We start from the raw sequence: 20,774 nt of genomic DNA, 5'->3' as shown, positions 1-20,774 counted from the left end.
TGGGGACAATTGAGGTAGGACGCGTGCGGACACGTCTGGCAATTAAACTACACTCACTGCTCGAGCGGCACTTTCCAGAGCGCCGTGTTTTTCTGAAATCTGACAACGACACGCGGTTCATCCGACTGAGTTCTGAAACTCAGATCGCTGCAGTCGCCGGTGTGTCGGTGATGGTCGCCTGGACCGCGATTGCCACGTCAGTTCTGTTGATGGACAGCATCGGATCGGGCAATTTCCGGGAACAGGCCAAGCGCGATCAGGCTACGTATCAAGAACGTCTGAACATCCTGTCGGAAGAGCGCGATGCGCGTGCGGCCGAAGCGCTGGCTGCACATGACAGGTTCAACGCAGCTCTGGAACAGATTTCGGTCATGCAGTCCGAATTGCTGGAATCCGAGAACCGCCGGCGCGAGTTGGAAACCGGCATCGAGGTGATCCAAACCACGCTGCGTGCCACTATGAAGCAACGCGAAGACGCGCGGACCAAACTGGCCGAACTGCAACCCAGCAATGATGCGGACGCGGCTTATGCGATGGCATCGGCAAACCCGGAACAGATGGCATTTATGACCGATGCCCTGGCCCGGACCGCGGCGCAGCGCGACCAGATCGCTGCCGATGCGCAAGGCGCATTGGACCAGCGTGACGAGCTCGAGCTTGAAATCCGCCTGATGCAGGAGCGCAGCGACGAGATTTTCCGCCAGTTGGAAGAGGCGATGCTGATCTCGGTCGAACCTCTCGACAAGATGTTCCGCAGCGCGGGCATGCCAACAGATCGTATCCTCGACGAAGTTCGGCGCGGATATAGCGGTATGGGCGGTCCGCTGACCCCTTTATCCTTCAGCACCCGCGGTGAGGAACTGAGCCCCGACCAGATCCGCGCCAATATCCTGCTGGAACAGATGGACCAGCTGAACCTCTATCGCATCGCTGCGGAAAAGGCCCCCTTCGCCAGCCCGGTGCGTGCAGCGGTTCGTTTCACCAGCGGCTACGGTACGCGGCGCGACCCAAAGACCGGCGGTCGCCGCATGCATAATGGCGCTGATTTCGCCGGCCCCTCGGGCACCGATATCTTCGCGACTGCTGATGGTGTTGTCACTCATGCAGGCTGGCAATCGGGTTTCGGACGGCTGGTAAAGATCAAGCACGCCTTTGGGATTGAGACACTTTACGCTCATAACACCAAGGTACGCGTAAAGGTTGGTCAAAGGGTCTCGCGCGGGGATCATATTGCTGATATGGGTAGCACCGGACGGTCGACCGGCACACACCTGCACTACGAGGTCCGTGTGAACGGAAAACCTGTTAACCCAATGACTTACATCAAGGCTGCGAGAAATGTTTTCTAAGAGCAAAATCAACGAACCCGGATCGAAAGAGACTGAGGCAGCAAAACCAGCCGCTCCGGCCACTCCGGCAACACCTGCACCGGCTGAAACAAAGGCCAGCACCCCTCCCAAGCCCAAGCCACCCGCATCGGTGCTGTCCTCGGATTTGCACATCACCGGTAACATCAAGACCTCGGGCGATATCCAGGTCGAGGGCACCGTCGAAGGCGACATCCGCGCCCATCTGCTGACCATCGGCGAGACTGCCACCATCAAGGGCGAAGTCACTGCAGATGACGTAGTGGTCAACGGCCGTATCGTGGGCCGCGTCCGCGGCCTGAAGGTCCGCCTGACCTCGACCGCCCGCGTCGAAGGCGACATCATTCACAAGACCATCGCCATTGAAAGCGGCGCGCATTTCGAAGGTTCGGTGCAGCGTCAGGACGACCCGCTGAACCCGGGCCGCAGCGGCAAATCGGGTGCCAACCCGGCGGCGGAAGTGAAGCAGTAAACACTTATCGGCAAGACCAATCAGCAACGCCGCAGGATACCCTGCGGCGTTTTTTTGTTTTAGGGTGTTCGTCTAGATCTAACAATGACCTCAATGCGGGACGTAGCGGCCTTACACCGCGCAAGTGCCGCAATGCGCTTGGTTGATCAGGAGGGCTTGGTCTGCGCTGCCCCCGCTACTCGTACTGCACGATCACCGAAAGAAAATCATCATCGCTTGTTACTACTGTGTGGTGGCCTTTGCCGTGTTTGTCTTCCATATGCCAGACGTCACCCGGACCAATATCTCTGAATTCCCCGTCGCTCGCGGTCACGCGCACTGAGCCAGAAAGACAAATGAGCTTTTGAGCGACAGGTGTGGGATGAATTGGCTCATCCCAACCCTTCTTGAGTCTCAAGAACATGGTTTGCTTGACAGCTTCTGGCTTTGAAATCTCGATTGCTTTCGCAGGTGGTGCAAAGCTTTGCTCTTCAAGTTCGACTTCGATGTCTTTCCAATGGCTTTCGCCTTGAGCATCCGAATACAGTTTTTTGAACTTCACTTTGATACCCCCACCACATCGCAAGCCCACAACCGATACCGGACATTGGGGCGCAAAGGAGAAAAACGCAAGTTGGGCCGAGTGTGTCGTTCTCAATCGCCAGCTCACCGGAATAAGCATATTCCCTAACAGTCCCCCTATCTGACGTGTCTTGAAGGAAAATTCCCCGCATTCTCACAGTTTCACAAAAAGCGTTTTTTGAATTAACCTTAAAGTCATTGATTTCTGGAGGGCTTTTCATGTCATCAAAACTCATGGCCGAATTCTTCGGTACATTCTGGCTGGTTCTGGGCGGCTGCGGCAGCGCGGTGCTGGCTGCAGGCGTAGCCGATGTGGGTATCGGCTGGCTGGGCGTTTCATTCGCTTTCGGCCTGACCGTGCTGACCATGGCCTACGCGGTCGGTCATATCTCTGGCGGGCATTTCAACCCGGCGGTCAGCCTTGGGCTGATGATCGGCGGGCGGTTCGATGCCAAGGATCTGATCCCCTATTGGATCGCTCAGGTGATCGGCGCGATCGCGGCGGCAGCCGTGCTGTATCTGATCGTCAGCGGAGCGCCGGGTTTTGAGGGCGTTGGAGGGTTCGCGTCGAACGGGTATGGCGAGGCGTCACCCGAAGGCTATTCGATGATGTCCGCATTGATCATCGAAATCGTCATGACCGCGTTCTTCATCGTGATCATTCTCGGTGCGACCTCCAGCGGCGCGCCTGCCGGGTTCGCCCCGATTGCGATTGGATTGGGGCTGACGCTGATCCACCTGATCTCGATTCCGGTGACCAACACCTCGGTGAACCCTGCCCGGTCAACCGGCGTGGCGTTGTTTGCCGATGGTCCGGCACTGGCGCAGCTGTGGCTGTTCTGGGTGGCACCTTTGATCGGCGGTGCGATTGGCGCGCTGATCTGGCGGGCGATGTCGGACGACGATTGATCCGGCCGCATCAAGACCCCCCGGCCCGCAGAAGCGCGCCGGGGGTTTTCTTTTATTCGGTCACAGTGACCTTTTTCATCGCATCCGGTTGTCCGATCACTGCGCCATTGGGGCCATCGCCCCGCTTGATCGCATCGACCACGTCCATTCCGTCTGTCACCTGACCCACAACGGTGTACTGACCATTCAGGAACGGGCCGGGCTCGAACATAATGAAGAATTGCGAGTTCGCGCTGTCTGGATCCTGCGCCCGCGCCATGCCGACAACACCCCGGTCATAGTTGAAATCCGAGAACTCGGCAGGCAAATCAGGGCGATCCGATCCACCCGTACCCGCACGACGCATGTCGCCACCGACACGGCCAAACTCAACATCGCCGGTCTGCGCCATGAACCCATCGATCACACGGTGGAACACAACCCCATCGTACTGACCAGCAGCGGCCAGAGCGGTGATCTGCTCTACATGCTTGGGTGCAATATCCTCGAATAGATCAACGGTGACGGTGCCATTGGCCCCCTCGCCCTCGATCTCAATCTCAAGCCCGGTTGCCAGCGCAGGGCTGGCCAGCAAGGTAAAAACTGCGGCCAGCTTATGCATCAGCAGCCACCTTAACGCTGATCATGCGGTCGGGGCTCGCTGGCGGCTCACCACGCACAATCGCGTCTACATGCTCCATCCCGTCGATGACGCGGCCATACACGGTGTACTGGCCGTTTAGGAAATGGTTGTCCTTGAAGTTGATGAAGAACTGCGAGTTTGCCGAATCCGGGTTGGCCGAGCGTGCCGCACCCAACGTGCCGCGATCATGAGGCAGTTTCGAAAACTCGGCAGGTACGTTCGGCAGCGACGATCCACCGGTGCCCGCCATACGAATGTTGAACCCGTCTTCCATGTCGCCATGCTGCACATCGCCGGTTTGCGCCATGAACCCGTCGATCACACGGTGGAAGGCGACGTTGTCATACTCACCACCACGGGCCAGCTCTTTCATACGGGCCGAATGCTGAGGGGCCACATCAGGCAGCAATTCGATGACGACATTGCCGTCTTTCAGCTCAATGATGATCGTGTTTTCGGGGTCTTTGATCTCGGCCATCTGGCCCTCCTGTCTTTGAAACTTGCGCAAATACCTATGACGCGGGCGCGCGAATGCCAAGTGACGCATTGACCTGAACGCAAAATGCAGGAAAAGAACCGCTGAAACTGGATGCAATGGGCAAGGATGAGCGCGATGGGCTGGAAATCTCTGGACGATATGGATCTTGGCGGTAAGCGGGTTCTGGTACGCGTGGATATCAACGTACCGGTCGCGGATGGCGTGGTGACCGACGACACCCGCATTCAACGGATCGTGCCAACCGTGCGCGATATCCTCGCCGCAGGCGGTAAACCCATCTTGCTGGCCCATTTCGGACGCCCCGGTGGTCAGCATGTACCCGAGCTGTCATTGAAGCAGCTTGTGCCAGCACTTGAATCCGCTTTCGGGGTTCCCGTGCGCTTTGCAGATGATTGCGTAGGCTATGAGGCTGAAACCGCAGCCTCCGCCCTGACGGAAGGTGAGGTTCTGCTGCTGGAAAACACCCGCTTCCATGCCGAGGAGACCAAGAACAGCGTCCCACTTGCCCAAGGCATGGCAAAGCTGGGCGACATCTATTGCAACGATGCCTTCTCGGCCGCGCACCGCGCCCACAGCTCGACTGAGGCGCTGGCCCGTCTGCTGCCCGCCTGTGCCGGACGCCTGATGCAGCAGGAACTGAGCGCGCTTGAAGCCGCCCTGGGCGCACCCAAGCGGCCTGTCACAGCGGTTGTCGGGGGCGCCAAAGTGTCGACCAAGCTGGACCTGCTGGGCAACCTGATCGAGAAGGTTGACTATCTGGTCATCGGTGGCGGGATGGCGAATACATTCCTACTGGCGCAGGGGATCGATGTCGGCAAATCACTGGCCGAGCACGCCATGACCGATACCGCCGCCGAAATCCTCGGCAAGGCCGAAGCCGCTGGCTGCACGATCGTCCTGCCGCGCGACATCGTCGTGGCCGAAGTGTTCGAGGCCAACGCGCCGCATCAGGTGCTGCCCGCTGATCAGTGCCCTTCTGACTCGATGATCCTAGACGCCGGTCCCGAAAGCGTATCAGCCGTGTCCGAAGTGCTGGAAAAAAGCCAGACCCTGATTTGGAACGGCCCACTGGGGGCGTTTGAGCTGACACCGTTCGATGCCGCAACCAATGCGGCGGCGCTGAAGGCCGCAGCACTAACCCGCGATGGCAAGCTGACCTCGGTCGCGGGCGGGGGTGACACGGTGGCCGCACTGAACGCCTCGGGCGCGGCAACGGATTTCTCATATATCTCTACTGCTGGTGGTGCCTTCCTTGAATGGATGGAAGGCAAGACCTTGCCGGGTGTGGCTGCGCTGGAACTATAAGCGCTCAAACCTCAGGTCTCAGCTTTTTCTACTCAGGGGATTCACAACCCGAATCACCTGTGACATAGTGCGTCGAGACATCCAAAAAGGGTGCGTTTCTGAGGCAGTATTTCACACGGCGGTTAACACAGTGTCCCGTTCCAATCGGCCCGGTTTAGGGGCTTTCATTTTCTTCTCAATCGCCTTCATGCTGGGGGTGTATTTCACCTTTGCCGCCGTTCAAGGGGATTACGGTCTGTTTCGCCGAGTCGAGATTGCCGCCGAACGCGATGTTTTGTCTCGCGATCTGGCGCAGCTGAACGCCGAGATCGAGCGGATGGAGAACCTGACCCGCCGACTGTCAGACACCTATCTGGATCTCGATCTGCTGGATCAACAGGCCCGCTCAGTGCTCGGCATGATCCGCGCGGATGAGATCGTCATCCGCTGACGAAATTTTTGACTAAGAATCTCTGTACCTTAACGCCCGGAAGATAAGCTGTGGCAGGCCGCAACTCGCGTATCCTGCCCTCGCGTAACATTAGTACTCGCCAGAACGTGTGAAATGCTCTATGAGATAGTTTAACGCTAAACTATCTTGCCGAAAGGGGGAGATCGCCACTATGGCTGCGCGAAAAACCACAAAGAAACCAAATGTTTCTGCGGAAGAACTGACCACATATTACCGCGAGATGCTGCTGATCCGCCGATTCGAGGAAAAGGCAGGTCAACTCTACGGCATGGGTCTGATCGGGGGTTTCTGCCACCTCTACATCGGTCAGGAAGCGGTTGTTGTCGGCCTTGAGGCCGCGGCCAAAGAAGGCGACAAGCGCATCACGTCCTATCGCGATCACGGCCACATGCTGGCCTGTGGAATGGACCCGGGCGGCGTAATGGCCGAATTGACCGGTCGCGAAGGCGGGCTGTCCAAAGGCAAAGGCGGCTCGATGCACATGTTCTCGAAAGAGAAGAATTTCTATGGCGGCCATGGCATCGTCGGCGCACAGGTTCCGCTGGGTGCGGGTTTGGCCTTTGCTGACAAGTACAAAGAAAACGGCGGCGTCACCTTCACCTATTTCGGTGACGGCGCGGCCAACCAGGGTCAGGTCTACGAGACCTTCAATATGGCTGCTCTTTGGGAACTGCCGGTGGTATTCGTGATCGAGAACAACCAGTATGCCATGGGCACCGCGCAAGCACGCTCGACCTCTTCGGCCGACATCTACCACCGCGGTCAAGCCTTCGGAATACCGGGTGAAATGGTGAATGGCATGGATGTGCTGGCCGTCAAAGCCGCAGGTGAAAAAGCGGTCGCCCACTGCCGTGCGGGCAAAGGTCCCTACATCCTCGAGGTGAAAACCTACCGCTATCGCGGCCACTCGATGTCTGACCCGGCCAAGTACCGTACACGCGAAGAGGTTCAGAAGGTCCGCGAACAAAGCGACCCGATCGAGCACGTGCGCGAGCTGCTGCTGACCGGCAAACACGCGACCGAGGATGACCTGAAGGCGATCGACAAAGAGATCAAAGAGGTCGTCAATCAGGCCGCCGAATTCTCGAAAGAAAGCCCCGAGCCGTCGCTGGACGAGCTCTGGACTGATATCTACGCCTGAGAGGACGAATAAGACATGGCAACCGAAATTCTCATGCCCGCCCTTTCGCCCACGATGGAAGAGGGCACATTGGCCAAGTGGCTGGTCAAGGAAGGCGACACCGTATCCTCGGGCGACATCATGGCCGAGATCGAAACCGACAAGGCTACGATGGAGTTCGAAGCCGTCGATGAAGGCATCGTCGGTAAGATTCTGATCAGCGAGGGCACCGAAGGGGTCAAAGTAAACACCCCTATCGCGATCCTGGTCGAAGATGGTGAAGACGCCTCCGCCCTTCCCGTGGCTGCGCCCGCAGCCGCAGCGGAGGCCGAAGCCGCCCCTGCGGCGGTTGAGGCCCCCGCTCCTGCCGCAGCAGCCCCCGCTGCTCCGGTTGTGGACCTGTCGCCCGATTGGCCTGCCGACGCCGAGATGGCGCAGCAAACCGTCCGCGAAGCCTTGCGCGACGCGATGGCCGAAGAAATGCGCGGCGACGAAGATGTCTATCTGATGGGCGAAGAAGTCGCTGAATATCAGGGCGCCTATAAAATCTCTCAAGGCCTGCTCGATGAATTCGGTGCCAAACGTGTCATCGACACCCCGATCACTGAACACGGCTTCACAGGCATCGCCGTCGGCTCGGCCTTTGGCGGGCTGAAACCGATTGTCGAGTTCATGACCTTCAACTTCGCCATGCAGGCGATTGATCAGATCATCAACTCTGCCGCCAAAACGCTTTATATGTCTGGCGGTCAGATGGGCTGTCCGATTGTATTCCGTGGCCCTAACGGTGCCGCTGCCCGCGTGGCCGCGCAACACTCGCAGGACTACGCCGCATGGTACATGCAGGTGCCAGGTCTCAAAGTGGTGATGCCCTATTCCGCAGCCGATGCCAAAGGTTTGCTGAAATCGGCCATCCGCGACCCGAACCCCGTGGTCTTCCTGGAAAACGAAATCCTCTACGGCCGGTCCTTCGACGTGCCGCAAGTGGATGACCTGACCATCCCGCTGGGCAAGGCCCGCATCTGGCGCGAAGGCTCGGATGTGACCATCGTCAGCTTTGGCATCGGCATGCAATATGCGCTGGAAGCCGCAGACAAACTGGCCGAAGACGGCATCAGCGCCGAAGTGATCGACCTGCGTACTATCCGCCCGATGGACACCGGTGCGATCATCAACTCGGTGATGAAAACCAACCGTCTTGTGACTGTCGAAGAAGGCTGGCCGCAAGGTTCCGTCGGTAGCTACATCAGCTCGGTGGTCATGCAGGAAGCGTTCGATTATCTCGACGCCCCGGTCATCACCCTCACCGGCAAAGATGTTCCGATGCCATATGCGGCGAACCTCGAAAAGCTGGCGCTGATCACCACCGATGAGGTGATCGCTGCGGTGAAACAGGTGACCTACCGGTAATGGAGATCAGGGGCCGCGATCCAGCAACCGAATGCTACCGTGTCGAGATTGACATCGACAACCGCATCGTGCGGGCGCTTGTACCCGAGCGACTGGCGGCGGATATGCGGTTGATCGGCGCGCGCCCCTCACACCAGACCGCCTATGTCTGGATGGCGGAGAACAAAGACAAAATCGAGGCTGCGATTGCGACACTCGCACGCGGCACCGGGCGCCCCAAGGCGCCCTTTGACCAAATTACTCTGATTGAGGAGCGCTGAAATGCCCACCGAAATCCTGATGCCTGCCCTGTCCCCGACGATGGAGGAAGGCACACTTGCAAAATGGCTCGTCAAGGAAGGCGACACCGTCTCCTCGGGCGATCTGCTGGCCGAAATTGAAACCGACAAGGCAACAATGGAGTTCGAGGCCGTTGACGAAGGCACCGTCGGCAAGATCCTTATTCCTGAGGGAACCGAAGGCGTTAAAGTCAACACCGCCATCGCAGTCCTGCTGGAAGATGGAGAAAGCGCTGGTGATATCGGTGCAACGCCAACCGCTGCTCCCGCGGCTGCGCCAGCTGCCGCAGCGGGCAACGAGACTGCCGCACCAGCGGCACCCGAGGCGCCCGCCCCTGCCCCAGCGGCACCGGCCAAAGCGGATGGCGGTCGTATCTTCGCATCCCCCCTTGCTCGTCGGATTGCCGCACAAAAGGGTCTAGATCTGGCTCAAATCTCAGGTTCTGGCCCTCATGGCCGTATCGTCAAAGCCGATGTGGAAAGCGCCACAGCCGCACCTGCAGCGGCACCTGCGCCTGCTGCTGCTGCCGCCCCAACCGCCGCCGCTCCCGCAGGTCCATCGGCTGACGCCGTGGCCAAGATGTACGAAGGCCGCGAATACGAAGAGATCAAACTCGATGGCATGCGCAAGACCATCGCCGCGCGTCTGTCTGAGGCCAAACAGACCATCCCGCATTTCTACCTGCGCCGGGATATCAAGCTGGATGCGCTGCTGAAATTCCGCAGCCAGCTGAACAAGCAACTCGAAGGCCGGGGTGTGAAACTCAGCGTCAACGACTTTATCATCAAGGCCGTCGCCAACGCGCTGCAGCAGGTGCCCGAGTGCAATGCCGTCTGGGCGGGTGACCGGGTTCTACAACTGAAACCTTCGGATGTGGCTGTTGCCGTCGCCATCGAGGGCGGTCTGTTCACTCCGGTCCTGCAAGATGCCGACACCAAATCGCTGTCGGCGCTGTCGACTGAGATGAAAGACCTCGCCGGACGCGCCCGCGAGCGCAAACTGGCCCCGCACGAGTACCAAGGCGGTACTTTCGCAGTCTCGAACCTCGGCATGTTCGGCATCGACAATTTCGATGCCATCGTGAACCCGCCGCATGCAGGTATCCTCGCAGTTGGTACCGGCCTCAAGAAACCTATCGTGGGCGATGACGGAGAACTGACGGTCGCAACCGTCATGTCCGTCACCATGTCGGTCGATCACCGGGTCATCGACGGCGCGCTTGGCGCTCAGCTACTGCAAGCCATCGTCGACAATCTGGAAAATCCGATGGTCATGTTGGCCTAAGCCCAGAAGATCATGCACAAAAAAAGGCCGCCTCGAACCCCGAGGCGGCCTTTTTCGTCTACTCACTCCGAATTACTGGTCTTTCCCCAGCATATGATCCATCGAGATTGACGGCTGATCGCACCCGGCCTCGCCCACGATCTTGGCGGGAATGCCAGCGACCGTCGTGCACGGTGGCACTTCCTGCAGCACCACTGATCCGGCGGCGATACGGCTGCAATGGCCAACCTCGATATTGCCCAGAACCTTGGCACCCGCGCCGATCAGAACGCCGTCACCGATGGTTGGATGGCGCTGTTCTTCTTCCTTACCGGTTCCGCCCAGCGTCACCGAATGCAGCATCGAAACATTGTCCCCAACCACAGCGGTTTCACCGATCACGATAGAATGGGCATGGTCGATCATGATGCCTTTACCGATGCGGGCAGCTGGATGGATATCAATGCCGAATATCTCGGAAGATCGCATCTGGAAGAAATATGCCAGATCATGGCGCCCCTTGTTCCAAAGCCAGTGGGCCACGCGATAAGCCTGCATCGCCTGATACCCTTTGAAATAAAGGATCGGTTGCAGCAGGCGGTGGCAGGCCGGATCGCGTTCATAAACAGCCATCAGGTCCGCGCGCGCGGCTTCAATCAACGCTTTGTCGTCAGCATAGGCCTCATCCACGATCTCACGCAGTACCATCATCGACATCTCATTCGAGCATAGCTTGGCCGAGATGCGATAGGACAATGCCCTCTCAAGACTGCGGTGATGCAAGATACAGGCGTGTACCAACCCGCCCATCAGCGGCTCTTTCTCGACGGCTGCATGGGCTTCCGAGGTGATGCGGTCCCAAACCGGGTCCACAGGTGTCACTTGGCTGCGCGTTTCGAACATGGCTTTTCATCCTTTGCTGCGCTTAGAATAGCCATCTAGTCGTAAAATTACCAAACGCAAACCCTTGATATGCACTACAACAAAAAATGAACTCAGCCGATCTGGACCATTTTCGGAAGCTTATTCACCAGCGCCTTCGCGATCTCGCCGCGCAATCCGCCGCCGGTCAGGATGCGCAATCAGTTGTGGAGCTGGATCAACAGGCAGTGGGTCGGCTCAGCCGGATGGATGCGTTGCAAAATCAAGCAATGGCCAAGGCGCAACAGGCCCGGCGCGACACCGAAACGCATCGGCTTCGGGCCGCGCTGAACCGGATGGACGAAGACGAATTCGGCTATTGCGAAGATTGCGGCGAGGAAATAGCGCACGGAAGGCTAGAGCTGGACCTTGCCGCCTCAAAATGTGTCAGCTGCGCATCTGGCTGATTTGGAACCGGATCAGTTTTCGCAGAACCATCTCGAAACATTGGCAATATTGCAGATCGTCGAAATTTGGCTCGTCTGCCAAGGGCCGGCAGCGCGCGGCTGCCATCAACGAGCCATTTCCATAAACAGGATGCAACCGCCCTGTTCTGGCGACATGTCGATCCGCCAGTTCGGCCTCAGCAATCAGGAGGGTGCTTATCCTATCGCGGTCGGTTCGCGGCGCGGCCAGCAAAGCCCGCGCCGCCGCGCTGAGATCTCCGTGCAGGACTGGCCGCACGGCTAGCCGACCGAAAGGCGCGCAAACGCCCCGGGTCCGTAGGTAGCCGAAACCTGCGCGACTGCGATATCGTAGGGTCCGGCCAGCCCGTCATCGGCTTTCATCGCGGCAGAATACTGCCAAACCGGATCACTGGTGACAGTTTCGCGCAACAAAGCACCCTCAGTGAAGACGCGGATCAGATAGGATTCGCTTTCTTCGCCCAGTGGCACATCCAATGCGCTCCAGTCATCGCCATCAATCCGGGTGCGGCGCACCCACGAGATCTTGTCCCCGGTAGCCGACGCAGACGCCCGCAAATGCGCTGGCGCATAAGGCCTCAGCCCATTGCCATCGAACGCTTCAACCAGATGCACATATGCCGGGTCCTCGTAGCCGCGCGTTGCAGGGCCGATACGGTAATGCTTGGCCACGCGGCGTTCGGTGCGCAGCAATCCAGTCTGATAAACACGTTCATCCAGTAGGACAAAGGTAGACGCTTCAGGCCATACATCCGGCATCAGGGCATCCGTACCCAACTGACCACGCAAGCGGCCTGACAAATTGTAAACGCCAGTCTCCTGCAAGACCGCATCCGAGAACTGAAACACTTCCCAATTGCCCGGTGTTCCGTCACCGATGGCAGCCAGATTGGCACCACTCAGCAACGCCGAGCGTGGACGCGACTCCAAAACGCCATCGATCAGGTTGACACGCAACGCGGCCCCTTCGTCCCAGATCCCAGCGCCTGCGCGTCGCAGGGGTGTTTCCGTGAAGCCAATCACCGCCTGCCCCGCGATCACTTGATGCAAGGTATAGTCCTCATCCTGTGCAGCCGAATAGACAGCCACGTTACCGGGCCAGGGCTCGGCCGATATCGCCAGATACGGCGCATGGGGCGCTTCGGATCCAGTGATCAGCGGCAGATCCATGAACACCGGCAGAACTGGCACCGGAGCAATGAATGGCTTGGCTGCCGCTACATCATCCAAAACATCGGACGGGGTATAAACTCCGGGTTCAATCCGCACCGCATCCGCCAATTGCATCTCGGCCTGTTCCAGCCGGTCGATCCGATATAGCGTTCCGTCCCCGCCATCCGGCAAACGCACCACATCGCCGGCCCCGACATGCAGCAGCGAGGGCGGCAGAGCAAATCGCACAGTCTCGCGCGAGATGCGGGATTCGCTTAGCCAGCGCTCGACCGTCTGACGCCCTTCGGCGCGAGTCATCGACAAGGGCATTTCGTTGACGGCGACCGAATGGGTTCTGTCATCAGGCAAGACGGCCTCTTCCGCGACAACATCATGGTCCGCATCCGACTGGACGAACCGCAGACGCACACGCCCGGTCATCTCGGCCTCAGCCTCGCGGCGATTTTCCACTGGCCCGTCGATATCCGCGCTGATGGCGATCTGCTCGGGGTCGATGTCAACGGCCCGACGCCCGTCGCGGGTTCTAAACTTCAGCACCCCGTCCCGCTCGATCGCGTCGAACCCATAGCGCAGCATCAGTGGCTGCAAGGCCTGCCGAGCGTTCATTACGTCCTCAACCGCGTAACCACGTACCACGCCGTAGAGCTCGGACACATCAATCGCCGTCACCCCTGCCTCATGGCAGATTTCTGTCACGACCGAGGCCAGAGTCCGCGACCCGGACCGCCCGTTCAGCCAATGCCCACGTGCATAATTATCGCCGTCCGACCACTGCGTCCGCAGGTTCGGGAAAGTCGGGAACGGACGCGCATCCCAAGCCCAGACAAAGGCGTTCGACAGGTCCACCATCGGGCCGTCATAGATATCTGAAACCGGGTTGATCTCAGCATCACCCCAATAGCCAAGGACGGCCCGAAGGTACTGAACCATGATAAAATCGTCCCGTACCCCGTTGGAATACTGCGGCAAATTTGATTCAGACGACTTTGGGTCCAAAAATTTGTTCGGCTGGTTCGTGCCCTTGTCGATCGCCGCGCAGCCCAGTTCGGTGAACCAGATTGGCTTGGACCCCGGAACCCAACCCGTGGGTTTTTGCTGCCGCACGCCCCCGATCCGCTCATGATGTCGGTTTGCCCACCAGTTGCGCAGGTCCTTGTACCGCCAGACCCACGGCTCGCCATGATCGTCATCAGTGATCGGGCTTCGGATCTGCGCTTCAGCTTCCTCCGGTGAGGCATAGTACCAATCATACCCCTCGCCGCCTTCGATATTGCCGCGCAGATAGTCCAGATCGTAGATCGACCCATTCGACACCTCAGCGTCCAGATGCGAGGCCCTATCCCGCCAGTCGGACAGCGGCATATAGTTGTCGATGCCGACAAAATCTATGTTCTCATCGGCCCAAAGCGGGTCGAGGTGGAAATACCGGTCTCCGGTGCCGTCTTGCGGCAGATACCCGAAATACTCGGTCCAGTCTGCGGCATAGCCGACCTTAGTTTCCGGCCCCAATATCGCGCGCACTTCCGCGGCCAGAGACCGCAGCTCCGCAACTGCAGCGAAGCCAGACGCGCCGCGGATTTGCGTTAGCCCGCGCATCTCGGACCCGATGCAGAAGGACTCCACGCCGCCCGCCGCCTTGCAAAGTGCCGCATAGTGCAGAATGAACCGCCGTAATCCCCATTCGCTAGGGCCGCGATAGGTCACTTTGCTGCCGCTGGTCGAGAAATGTGACGCGCGCGCCGTACCAAAGAACGCCGCCACCTGCGCATCCGCATCGGCAGTTTGATCCGGCGAGCCTGGCCGCCCCGGAGCAACATCCAAAGTGATCCGCCCACGCCAAGGCAAATATGGCTGATCCGGCGCATCGGACCACGGATCAGGCAGGCCGTTGCCCTCTGATTGCTCCATCAAAATAAACGGATAAAACATAACCCGTTTGCCCGAGTTCTTCAGGTGCCGGATCGCCTGCACTACGGCCGCATCAGCCGGTGTGCCGCCATAAACCGGACGCCCATCCTGCCATTTCACCTGCCCCGCCGCAGTTCGGGACAGACCTGAAACACTCCAGGGCATGTTTGCGCCCTCGATATTCTTGCGTTCAACCTTGGGGCGGATCTGGCATTCTCCGCAGCGCAAATCATCGCCGAACCACGACACGATCAACGAAGCCGCCTCGCAGCCCGGCAATTCCTGGCCGAGCGCCCGGGTCGAGGTCACCAGATCGGACTTGCCCGATGGTGAATTGACATTCGCCGCCCAACTGCGCCCCCGGCCCTTGGTGTAATTAACCTGAGATGAAGCCAGCGCGTATTCACCCGTACCCGGCATCAAGGCCACCCCTTTGATGATCCGTGACAGCGCGTCCGCCGCATCCGGCATCTCTTCTTGTTCCTGCCGCACCACCTCGAACGAGAATTGCGGCACGCGGTTGCCAAAGGGGCCCAGCGCCAGATCTTCGATCACCACATAAGCCGTGCCGCGATAAGCGGGCACCGTGCCTGCCCCTTCGACCGCTTCAATGAGCGGGTCGGGCAATTGCTCGTGATCGCCGCGATATATCCGCATGTTCAGCGTTCGGCGCTCGACCTCTTCACCATCGGTCCAGACGCGCGTGATATCCGCGACCTGTCCCGCGCCCACCGCAATCGCCAAAGACACCGAATAGCTGTAGCTATGCGTGGTTGTTGTTGTCGTCACTTCAACGGGCTTGGGTTTCCCCTTGCCTCCACCGCCACCGCCTGATGTTTGCGTCGTCGTCGAGGTCGATCGGGTTTCCAGAAAGTCCGAAGCCCAGATGACCTGTCCTCCAACTCGCATCCGGCCGTAGACCGTCGCGACGGTCGCACCCTCACCGGTTTCGGTGAGACGGAAACGATCCAGACGCCCGGTCTCGACCACCTCGCTACCGCCACCCATTACGGATTGGCTGGCCATCAGCCGGTTGTCGATCACCCGCCCAAGCGTCGCCCCAACCGCGCGGCCAATCACCGCCGTGGACAGACCCGCAACCGAGCCCCCGATCGAACCACCTATTGCCGCACCTGCAGCAGACAGAACTATTGTGGCCATCAGAAATCCTCCAGCGGGAATTCGAAACAAGCGACCACGCGGCGACGCCAAGGCTCGCTCAGCGTGTTTTCAACAACACCATGCCCGGTATAGGCGTGGATGAATCGCATCGGGTCTTGGGCGCTGACGATGCCCAGATGCTTTGCCACTGCCGCATCCCGCATCCGAAACAGCAATACATCCCCCGGGGCCAAATCATCGGGCGATTTCTCGACTAGATGGCGACGGGCTGCGGCCCACATGCGTTCCTCACCCTGCGGCTCGGACCAATCCATGCTGTAGACCGGCACCGCCTCAGGCTCATGCCCCATCACCGCGCGCCAAACGCCCCGCAGCAAGCCCAGACAATCAGCGCCTGCACCCCGAACAGAGGCCTGATGAACATAAGGTGTGCCCAGCCATCCGCGCGCTTCGTCCACGATATCTTGTTTTGTCCGCATCACCGCCTACTTCCCCCTTTGTGTTGACTACTGCGCTTGGGTACGGCCATGACCCAATCCTCGTGCGGCAGGTCAGGGAAGCCCTGAAAATTCAGCATGTTGTTGAACTTCAGTTGGCAAGTGGTCATGCGCTTGTCACACCCGGCGATCAGCTGGACCCGGTCCCCAACCGCCAGCCCGCCGCCAATCGCCGACCAAAGCGTGACATCGCGGCCATCTCTGACCTGTTCATCCAGCTTGATCGAGGCCCACAGGCCCTGCGCAGCCCCGCCCAGCACATCCAGCCTGCCGCGTTCAAACCAACCCGCATCAGAACTCTCCGCGCCCTGCAAACGCAAAGCCGCGCCGTCCAGCGCGACAATTTCAGCCTCAGCGCGATAACCCGACGTCTCCAGGGCAAAGCGGCACGCCTTATCCCCCAACACTGCCGTACAGGGCTTCTGATAAATCCGCCCTAAAGGCCGGTTCAGCAGATCGGTCAACCCGCGCAATTCCGCATGAAACGCCCCGCCAGCGCGACGCAACTCACCAATCGAACCACGAAACTGCAGCATCCGCTGCTCAGGATCGGCCCAATTGACCAGCCAGGCCCGCACCTCGGCCCCATCAAAGCGCCCCGCCTCGATATCCTCTTCCCGGACCGAGGCATCAGACAGCGCGCCCATCGCCTCGGTATTATCGATCGACAGGCCGGTTGCCTGCTCGATCGCCGCAGCGGTCAGACCGGTGCTGGCTTTGAACACCAGCCCGTCAAAGCGCAACTCCATATCGTGATCCGTGAAACCATAGACCTGTGCGTCGCTGCGCGTGATCGCCCAGCAACGACAGGTGGTGGTCAGCCCGCTTTGCAAATGCGCCTGCAGCGCCTGCTTGTCCCCGCTCATCAGACCCGCACCTCGACCACCGGTACGTTCGGGACGTCACCGGCCTGAAAGCTGGCCACGCTGGTCTGGATCTTGTCGGTGTCGAACCGTACCGGAACGTCGAACTCAAACCCGGCCGTAATCTCGACCTGCTCAGGCGGCGGGGCCGAGAACATCACGCGTCCGGTCGCCAGATCGACTTCAAAGTCCACGCCTTCGCGTTGCGCGTCCTGATCCAGCCCCAGCGTCACGGTCCCCAGTACCGGCTTCAAAATCGGCCTTACATAACTGAATCCACCCGAGCTGTAGCTCTTGATCAGCTGAAAATCGGTCGTCTCGCCATCCCCGCGCGCAATCACCTGATCGCCCTTGTCGACTTCAGCCGTTGCTGCGCCCGACTTGAAATCCGACCAATCCTTCCAGCGGAATCCAAACATCTGGCCCTGCCGCGCCTCAAAAAACGAGATCAGCGTCTCGACATCGTCCAGCGACCGCATCCCCAGACCCGCATCATAGCGCCTGCGCGAATGCGCCCAGGGCGTGTTGCGCTCTTCGAACCCGTTGGCCAGCGTCACAATATCCGTGCGCCGTTCCGGCCCACCGACCGAGCCAAAGCTCAGGCTGGCGGGAAATCTCACCTCGTGGAAATTCATCGCCTGCTCCCCTTATCTGTTGCGATTGCCGCGGCCCAATGCGCGGCTCATCTGCGCCGCGATCTGGCCTTGAGAGCGGCGGAACCCCTGCACATCCGGTGTTGAGATATTCATCACCACGTTGACCGCTCGCGCGCCGCCCTGTGACCGCACACCCAGCTTGCCATCGGCCCCGCGCGCCAGTGGCATGATCGCCTCAGGCCCCGCCTCACCCATCAACCCGGTGCCGCCTCGCATCGGGAACATGGTTGGACTGCTAACGACCCCACCATTGGCAAACGGCATCACACGGCCCTGAGAAAAACTGCCTCCGTCCGCGAAGGGCAGAATCCCCTGAACCAACCCACCAACCCCGTTGGCCAGCATGCCGCCAAAATGATCCGTCACAGGTTTGATCGCCGCCGAATACGCCGTGCGGATCATCGAGTTCTTCAGCACATCCAGCGCGCCTGAAAGGTTCATTCCGTCCAGCACCACGCCATCAAACGCCTTGCGCAACCCGCCGGACATGCCACGCTCGAGCGTGGCCACATCCTTGCCGGTCTCTTCAAACGCGGCCTTGATCCGCCGCATCTGGCCATCAAATGCCGAGGCCATGGTCGCCGCATCGCCCAGCGCATCACCCAGCGCCTCTCCCCGCTCCTGCAGGTCGTCAAAACCATCACGATCCGTCATTACGCTCTCCTTGTGTCTTGTCCGGATAGGCCGCCAGCAGCGCATCCAGCCCTGCCCGGTTCATCGCGGGCATCCCGGCGCCCTGCCCCAGCATCAGCCGCAGCTCAGCCGGGGTCAGACGCCAGAACTGATCCGGCGTCAGGCGAAGGCCGAGGAACCCGGCCCGCATCAGTACGGCCCAGTCGAACCCGCTCACTCGGGCACCATGAAGGCCCGCGCCAGCAACTCGGCTGCCGCCTTGGCCCCCGCCATCGGCCCGCCCGCAATCTCGGCATGCAGCAGATCATCGCGGGTCACCTGAGACCCGCCGCCGCGCAGCCCGGCGACAAGCAAGGCGAGCACATCGCCGCTGGAATACGCGCCACCCTCGAACCGCTGCACCAGCTCGACCAGAGACCCGGCCTGCAACTCTTGTTCCAATTCCGCCAAAGCACCCAATGTCAGTTTGAGCACCCGCCGCTCCCCATCGATTGTCAGCGCCACCTCGCCCGTCCACGGATTGGCCATCAGAGCGCCGTAAAGCTCAGCGCGCCGGCGCTTGCCATGCTCATCTCATAAGTCGCCTCACCGTTGTGCGAGCCCGCATATTCGATGCTGCTGACCTGAAACGGGCCTTCGACAATACCGAAATCGGGGATGATCACCTGAAAGCCGGGCGTCTCACCGTCAAAGAACAGCTGGCGCGCACGCTCATCTGTGCCCGCATCCTTGAACACGCCCGAGCCCGAAATCGCGGCCGATTTGACCCCGGCCCCCGACAGCAGCTCGCGCCACCCGCCTTGGCTTTCCAAGCTGGTCACATCCACACTTTCCGCGTTGAAACTGATCCGCGTGGCGCGCAGCCCCGCGATGGTCTCGAACAGGCCGGTGCCGTTCATATCCACTTTGACCAACAGGTCTTTTCCGTTCTGGGCAGCCATATGCTCTCTCCGTTGATTGCTTAGTCGTCTTCCACGCGGGCGCGGAATCTCAGATCGATCTGGCGGATCGCGCCGCCGGTTCCCGTGCGTCGGGCGCTAGCGCGTTCGAACCACAGCCCCACCAGATGGCCCCGGTCCAAAGACAGCGCCGCGCCTTCCAGCACGTCACACACCGCGCCTGCCAGCGTCTTGGCCGCGCCAAAGCCCGCCGCTTCGGACACCACCGAGACCATGAACCGATGCACCGCACCCGAACCGGATCGGTCCGACGCCTCGCGCACCTCCTCCGGCCCCAAGGTCACATAGGTCTGCGGCAACACCCCCGAAGGCACGGCGTCATAGATCGCACCGCCCGACAGCGTGCTGACCTGCGCGTCGCCCGAAAGCTGTTGAAACACCGCCGCCTGCAAAGCGGCTGCAACGCCATAGCTCATGCCGCCACCTCTTCATCTGCGAAACAGGTCAGGTACTGGCCGCGCGGGTCACGCTCGGCCACGGCGCGGATGACGAACCGGCGCGCGCCTTCGCGAAAGCGCTGATCTGGCGCGGGCCGCATTGATGATCCCTCGGGCGCGCCTCGGACCACGATCCGATACCCGACCCGCGACACCGACGCGCCACCGATCGCGCGTTCCGCCCCGCTGCGCGCCGTCACCTCGGCCCAAAGCGCACCCAGCGCGGCCCAGGTCTCGGTATATCCCCCCGCACCATCGGCGCTGCGCACCGGAGCCTCCAGCACCAGCTTGCGGTTCAGTCGCGGCGCGCTCATTGCGTCACCCCTGCGCCGAAACGCACCGTGCGATAGCGCTGGATCAGGCTGGTCACGCCAAACGGCATGCACCCTGCGCCCAGCGCCGTCTCATCGCGATATTGGTAGTTATGCGCCGCCAGCAGCAGCACCGCCTGCCCCAGATCAGCGGGCAGCCCGCCCCAATCCGTGGCCATCCCGACAGTGAAGGCAATCTTCACCGAGCCGCCGGTCTGCACCCTTGGCAAACAAGCGCCAACCGGACGCAACCGAGGGCGCTGCATGTCGCGCTCCAAACGGTAAGCTTCGGCATCCACAACCGTGTCGGTCCCCGCCGCATCCGTCAGCGTGATCGCAGCAACCGAGACCACCGGGGCCACCGGCAGCACTTCACCTGCTGGATCGCGCCAACCGTTCAGGCTCCACGAGAAATCCCGTTCGATCAGCACCTTACCGGTGCGCGCCTCAATCGCCGCAATGGCCGCACGCAGAAAGCCATTCAACACCTCGTCCTGCACATTGCCCTCGGCAAACCCCGTGCCCAACCGCAGATGCGCCTTGAACTGATCCACCGGCAGCGCCGCATCCGCGATGGCGGTTTCTTCGATCAACATCATCCATTCACTCCG

At 60.3% G+C, this 20,774-nt stretch carries 26 protein-coding genes; 10 read left to right on the top strand and 16 right to left on the bottom strand.

Annotated features, from left to right (window positions below; translation table 11 throughout):
• Positions 1 to 23 precede the first annotated feature (23 nt).
• Positions 24 to 1,349, top strand: a complete 1,326-nt coding sequence (locus ACRZ9U_RS08765) for a DUF5930 domain-containing protein (RefSeq protein ID WP_170403063.1) — start codon at positions 24 to 26, stop codon at positions 1,347 to 1,349.
• Complete coding sequence (locus tag ACRZ9U_RS08760; protein WP_170396528.1) at positions 1,339 to 1,839, top strand: bactofilin family protein; 501 nt, start codon at positions 1,339 to 1,341, stop codon at positions 1,837 to 1,839. Before ACRZ9U_RS08765 ends, ACRZ9U_RS08760 begins: the two co-directional genes overlap by 11 nt.
• Before the next feature lie 175 nt (positions 1,840 to 2,014).
• Here ACRZ9U_RS08760 and ACRZ9U_RS08755 read toward each other — a convergent pair whose 3' ends face one another.
• Entirely contained in the window at positions 2,015 to 2,380 is a 366-nt protein-coding gene (locus ACRZ9U_RS08755) for a cupin domain-containing protein (RefSeq protein ID WP_170403066.1), read from the bottom strand.
• A gap of 239 nt (positions 2,381 to 2,619) precedes the next feature.
• Between ACRZ9U_RS08755 and aqpZ the strand changes: the two genes are divergently transcribed.
• Complete coding sequence (aqpZ, locus tag ACRZ9U_RS08750) at positions 2,620 to 3,309, top strand: aquaporin Z (protein WP_170403069.1); 690 nt, start codon at positions 2,620 to 2,622, stop codon at positions 3,307 to 3,309.
• Between the two features lie 52 nt (positions 3,310 to 3,361).
• Here aqpZ and ACRZ9U_RS08745 read toward each other — a convergent pair whose 3' ends face one another.
• Positions 3,362 to 3,910 (bottom strand): peptidylprolyl isomerase, encoded by a 549-nt coding sequence (locus ACRZ9U_RS08745; protein WP_170403072.1) that lies wholly within the window; start codon positions 3,908 to 3,910, stop codon positions 3,362 to 3,364.
• Positions 3,903 to 4,409, bottom strand: coding sequence for a peptidylprolyl isomerase (locus ACRZ9U_RS08740; protein ID WP_170396522.1), 507 nt, complete (start codon positions 4,407 to 4,409; stop codon positions 3,903 to 3,905). Before ACRZ9U_RS08740 ends, ACRZ9U_RS08745 begins: the two co-directional genes overlap by 8 nt.
• Positions 4,410 to 4,544: 135 nt before the next feature.
• Between ACRZ9U_RS08740 and ACRZ9U_RS08735 the strand changes: the two genes are divergently transcribed.
• The 6 genes from ACRZ9U_RS08735 (at position 4,545) to ACRZ9U_RS08710 (ending at position 10,279) form a co-directional block, all read left to right on the top strand.
• On the top strand, positions 4,545 to 5,735 hold the full coding sequence (locus ACRZ9U_RS08735) for a phosphoglycerate kinase (protein WP_170403074.1): 1,191 nt from the start codon (positions 4,545 to 4,547) through the stop codon (positions 5,733 to 5,735).
• Positions 5,736 to 5,865: 130 nt separating this feature from the next.
• Entirely contained in the window at positions 5,866 to 6,165 is a 300-nt protein-coding gene (locus tag ACRZ9U_RS08730; protein ID WP_170403077.1) for a septum formation initiator family protein, read from the top strand.
• A gap of 172 nt (positions 6,166 to 6,337) precedes the next feature.
• The gene (gene pdhA, locus ACRZ9U_RS08725; protein ID WP_170396516.1) at positions 6,338 to 7,327 is read left to right on the top strand and encodes a pyruvate dehydrogenase (acetyl-transferring) E1 component subunit alpha; all 990 of its coding nucleotides are present in this window, start codon (positions 6,338 to 6,340) and stop codon (positions 7,325 to 7,327) included.
• Positions 7,328 to 7,342: 15 nt separating this feature from the next.
• The gene (locus ACRZ9U_RS08720) at positions 7,343 to 8,716 is read left to right on the top strand and encodes a pyruvate dehydrogenase complex E1 component subunit beta (RefSeq protein WP_170396514.1); all 1,374 of its coding nucleotides are present in this window, start codon (positions 7,343 to 7,345) and stop codon (positions 8,714 to 8,716) included.
• Positions 8,716 to 8,976: a hypothetical protein gene (locus ACRZ9U_RS08715; RefSeq protein WP_170403080.1), complete on the top strand. Its 261-nt coding sequence runs from the start codon at positions 8,716 to 8,718 to the stop codon at positions 8,974 to 8,976. Before ACRZ9U_RS08720 ends, ACRZ9U_RS08715 begins: the two co-directional genes overlap by 1 nt.
• A 1-nt stretch (position 8,977) precedes the next feature.
• Positions 8,978 to 10,279: a pyruvate dehydrogenase complex dihydrolipoamide acetyltransferase gene (locus ACRZ9U_RS08710; protein WP_170403084.1), complete on the top strand. Its 1,302-nt coding sequence runs from the start codon at positions 8,978 to 8,980 to the stop codon at positions 10,277 to 10,279.
• A 72-nt stretch (positions 10,280 to 10,351) separates the two neighbouring features.
• On the opposite strand, the gene cysE is transcribed toward ACRZ9U_RS08710, so the two are convergent.
• The gene (gene cysE, locus ACRZ9U_RS08705) at positions 10,352 to 11,161 is read right to left on the bottom strand and encodes a serine O-acetyltransferase (RefSeq protein WP_170396508.1); all 810 of its coding nucleotides are present in this window, start codon (positions 11,159 to 11,161) and stop codon (positions 10,352 to 10,354) included.
• Positions 11,162 to 11,247: 86 nt separating this feature from the next.
• On the opposite strand from cysE, the gene ACRZ9U_RS08700 reads away from it, so the two are divergent.
• The gene (locus tag ACRZ9U_RS08700; protein WP_170396506.1) at positions 11,248 to 11,586 is read left to right on the top strand and encodes a TraR/DksA C4-type zinc finger protein; all 339 of its coding nucleotides are present in this window, start codon (positions 11,248 to 11,250) and stop codon (positions 11,584 to 11,586) included.
• On the opposite strand, the gene ACRZ9U_RS08695 is transcribed toward ACRZ9U_RS08700, so the two are convergent.
• From ACRZ9U_RS08695 to ACRZ9U_RS08640, 12 genes are read right to left on the bottom strand one after another with little or no spacing between them, the layout of a single operon-like run.
• A complete protein-coding gene (locus ACRZ9U_RS08695) occupies positions 11,567 to 11,863 on the bottom strand; it encodes a DUF7742 family protein (RefSeq protein WP_170403088.1) in 297 nt (98 codons plus the stop codon). The two genes, ACRZ9U_RS08700 and ACRZ9U_RS08695, sit on opposite strands and share 20 nt — an antisense overlap.
• A 2-nt stretch (positions 11,864 to 11,865) precedes the next feature.
• Complete coding sequence (locus tag ACRZ9U_RS08690; RefSeq protein ID WP_170403091.1) at positions 11,866 to 15,846, bottom strand: baseplate multidomain protein megatron; 3,981 nt, start codon at positions 15,844 to 15,846, stop codon at positions 11,866 to 11,868.
• Positions 15,846 to 16,286, bottom strand: a complete 441-nt coding sequence (locus ACRZ9U_RS08685; protein ID WP_170396502.1) for an NlpC/P60 family protein — start codon at positions 16,284 to 16,286, stop codon at positions 15,846 to 15,848. The genes ACRZ9U_RS08690 and ACRZ9U_RS08685 overlap by 1 nt, the downstream gene beginning before the upstream one ends.
• Positions 16,286 to 17,170, bottom strand: a complete 885-nt coding sequence (locus tag ACRZ9U_RS08680; RefSeq protein ID WP_170403095.1) for a baseplate hub domain-containing protein — start codon at positions 17,168 to 17,170, stop codon at positions 16,286 to 16,288. Before ACRZ9U_RS08680 ends, ACRZ9U_RS08685 begins: the two co-directional genes overlap by 1 nt.
• Positions 17,170 to 17,802, bottom strand: coding sequence for a DUF2460 domain-containing protein (locus ACRZ9U_RS08675; RefSeq protein WP_170403098.1), 633 nt, complete (start codon positions 17,800 to 17,802; stop codon positions 17,170 to 17,172). The genes ACRZ9U_RS08680 and ACRZ9U_RS08675 overlap by 1 nt, the downstream gene beginning before the upstream one ends.
• Positions 17,803 to 17,814: 12 nt before the next feature.
• Positions 17,815 to 18,477, bottom strand: coding sequence for a phage tail tape measure protein (locus ACRZ9U_RS08670; RefSeq protein WP_170403101.1), 663 nt, complete (start codon positions 18,475 to 18,477; stop codon positions 17,815 to 17,817).
• Positions 18,464 to 18,673 carry a rcc01693 family protein gene (locus tag ACRZ9U_RS08665; RefSeq protein WP_170403104.1) on the bottom strand — a complete coding sequence of 70 codons (210 nt, stop codon included), beginning with the start codon at positions 18,671 to 18,673 and terminating at the stop codon, positions 18,464 to 18,466. Before ACRZ9U_RS08665 ends, ACRZ9U_RS08670 begins: the two co-directional genes overlap by 14 nt.
• Positions 18,670 to 18,984 (bottom strand): gene transfer agent family protein, encoded by a 315-nt coding sequence (locus tag ACRZ9U_RS08660; protein ID WP_170403106.1) that lies wholly within the window; start codon positions 18,982 to 18,984, stop codon positions 18,670 to 18,672. Before ACRZ9U_RS08660 ends, ACRZ9U_RS08665 begins: the two co-directional genes overlap by 4 nt.
• On the bottom strand, positions 18,984 to 19,397 hold the full coding sequence (locus tag ACRZ9U_RS08655) for a phage major tail protein, TP901-1 family (RefSeq protein ID WP_170396490.1): 414 nt from the start codon (positions 19,395 to 19,397) through the stop codon (positions 18,984 to 18,986). Before ACRZ9U_RS08655 ends, ACRZ9U_RS08660 begins: the two co-directional genes overlap by 1 nt.
• Positions 19,398 to 19,417: 20 nt before the next feature.
• Complete coding sequence (locus ACRZ9U_RS08650) at positions 19,418 to 19,831, bottom strand: DUF3168 domain-containing protein (protein ID WP_170403108.1); 414 nt, start codon at positions 19,829 to 19,831, stop codon at positions 19,418 to 19,420.
• On the bottom strand, positions 19,828 to 20,166 hold the full coding sequence (locus tag ACRZ9U_RS08645; protein WP_170403111.1) for a phage head closure protein: 339 nt from the start codon (positions 20,164 to 20,166) through the stop codon (positions 19,828 to 19,830). The genes ACRZ9U_RS08650 and ACRZ9U_RS08645 overlap by 4 nt, the downstream gene beginning before the upstream one ends.
• Positions 20,163 to 20,762, bottom strand: a complete 600-nt coding sequence (locus ACRZ9U_RS08640) for a head-tail connector protein (RefSeq protein ID WP_480901599.1) — start codon at positions 20,760 to 20,762, stop codon at positions 20,163 to 20,165. The genes ACRZ9U_RS08645 and ACRZ9U_RS08640 overlap by 4 nt, the downstream gene beginning before the upstream one ends.
• Positions 20,763 to 20,774 lie beyond the last annotated feature (12 nt).

It is taken from the genome of Ruegeria sp. D7, from assembly GCF_056534355.1.
Note: the sequence above shows the minus strand (reverse complement) of the source record. Positions and strands in the feature narration are given on the sequence as shown.

Excerpts from the sequence above, each read along its gene's own strand:
- ACRZ9U_RS08650 (WP_170403108.1), bottom strand. The coding sequence starts at position 19,831 with ATGAGCTATGGCGTTGCAGCCGCTTTGCAGGCGGCGGTGTTTCAACAG.
- ACRZ9U_RS08640 (WP_480901599.1), bottom strand. The coding sequence starts at position 20,762 with ATGATGTTGATCGAAGAAACCGCCATCGCGGATGCGGCGCTGCCGGTG.
- ACRZ9U_RS08660 (WP_170403106.1), bottom strand. The coding sequence starts at position 18,984 with ATGGCCAATCCGTGGACGGGCGAGGTGGCGCTGACAATCGATGGGGAG.
- pdhA (WP_170396516.1), top strand. The coding sequence starts at position 6,338 with ATGGCTGCGCGAAAAACCACAAAGAAACCAAATGTTTCTGCGGAAGAA.
- ACRZ9U_RS08670 (WP_170403101.1), bottom strand. The coding sequence starts at position 18,477 with ATGACGGATCGTGATGGTTTTGACGACCTGCAGGAGCGGGGAGAGGCG.
- ACRZ9U_RS08685 (WP_170396502.1), bottom strand. The coding sequence starts at position 16,286 with ATGCGGACAAAACAAGATATCGTGGACGAAGCGCGCGGATGGCTGGGC.
- ACRZ9U_RS08690 (WP_170403091.1), bottom strand. The coding sequence starts at position 15,846 with ATGGCCACAATAGTTCTGTCTGCTGCAGGTGCGGCAATAGGTGGTTCG.
- ACRZ9U_RS08760 (WP_170396528.1), top strand. The coding sequence starts at position 1,339 with ATGTTTTCTAAGAGCAAAATCAACGAACCCGGATCGAAAGAGACTGAG.
- cysE (WP_170396508.1), bottom strand. The coding sequence starts at position 11,161 with ATGTTCGAAACGCGCAGCCAAGTGACACCTGTGGACCCGGTTTGGGAC.
- ACRZ9U_RS08645 (WP_170403111.1), bottom strand. The coding sequence starts at position 20,166 with ATGAGCGCGCCGCGACTGAACCGCAAGCTGGTGCTGGAGGCTCCGGTG.
- ACRZ9U_RS08740 (WP_170396522.1), bottom strand. The coding sequence starts at position 4,409 with ATGGCCGAGATCAAAGACCCCGAAAACACGATCATCATTGAGCTGAAA.
- ACRZ9U_RS08745 (WP_170403072.1), bottom strand. The coding sequence starts at position 3,910 with ATGCATAAGCTGGCCGCAGTTTTTACCTTGCTGGCCAGCCCTGCGCTG.
- ACRZ9U_RS08655 (WP_170396490.1), bottom strand. The coding sequence starts at position 19,397 with ATGGCTGCCCAGAACGGAAAAGACCTGTTGGTCAAAGTGGATATGAAC.
- aqpZ (WP_170403069.1), top strand. The coding sequence starts at position 2,620 with ATGTCATCAAAACTCATGGCCGAATTCTTCGGTACATTCTGGCTGGTT.
- ACRZ9U_RS08720 (WP_170396514.1), top strand. The coding sequence starts at position 7,343 with ATGGCAACCGAAATTCTCATGCCCGCCCTTTCGCCCACGATGGAAGAG.
- ACRZ9U_RS08680 (WP_170403095.1), bottom strand. The coding sequence starts at position 17,170 with ATGAGCGGGGACAAGCAGGCGCTGCAGGCGCATTTGCAAAGCGGGCTG.
- ACRZ9U_RS08710 (WP_170403084.1), top strand. The coding sequence starts at position 8,978 with ATGCCCACCGAAATCCTGATGCCTGCCCTGTCCCCGACGATGGAGGAA.
- ACRZ9U_RS08735 (WP_170403074.1), top strand. The coding sequence starts at position 4,545 with ATGGGCTGGAAATCTCTGGACGATATGGATCTTGGCGGTAAGCGGGTT.
- ACRZ9U_RS08675 (WP_170403098.1), bottom strand. The coding sequence starts at position 17,802 with ATGAATTTCCACGAGGTGAGATTTCCCGCCAGCCTGAGCTTTGGCTCG.
- ACRZ9U_RS08700 (WP_170396506.1), top strand. The coding sequence starts at position 11,248 with ATGAACTCAGCCGATCTGGACCATTTTCGGAAGCTTATTCACCAGCGC.
- ACRZ9U_RS08715 (WP_170403080.1), top strand. The coding sequence starts at position 8,716 with ATGGAGATCAGGGGCCGCGATCCAGCAACCGAATGCTACCGTGTCGAG.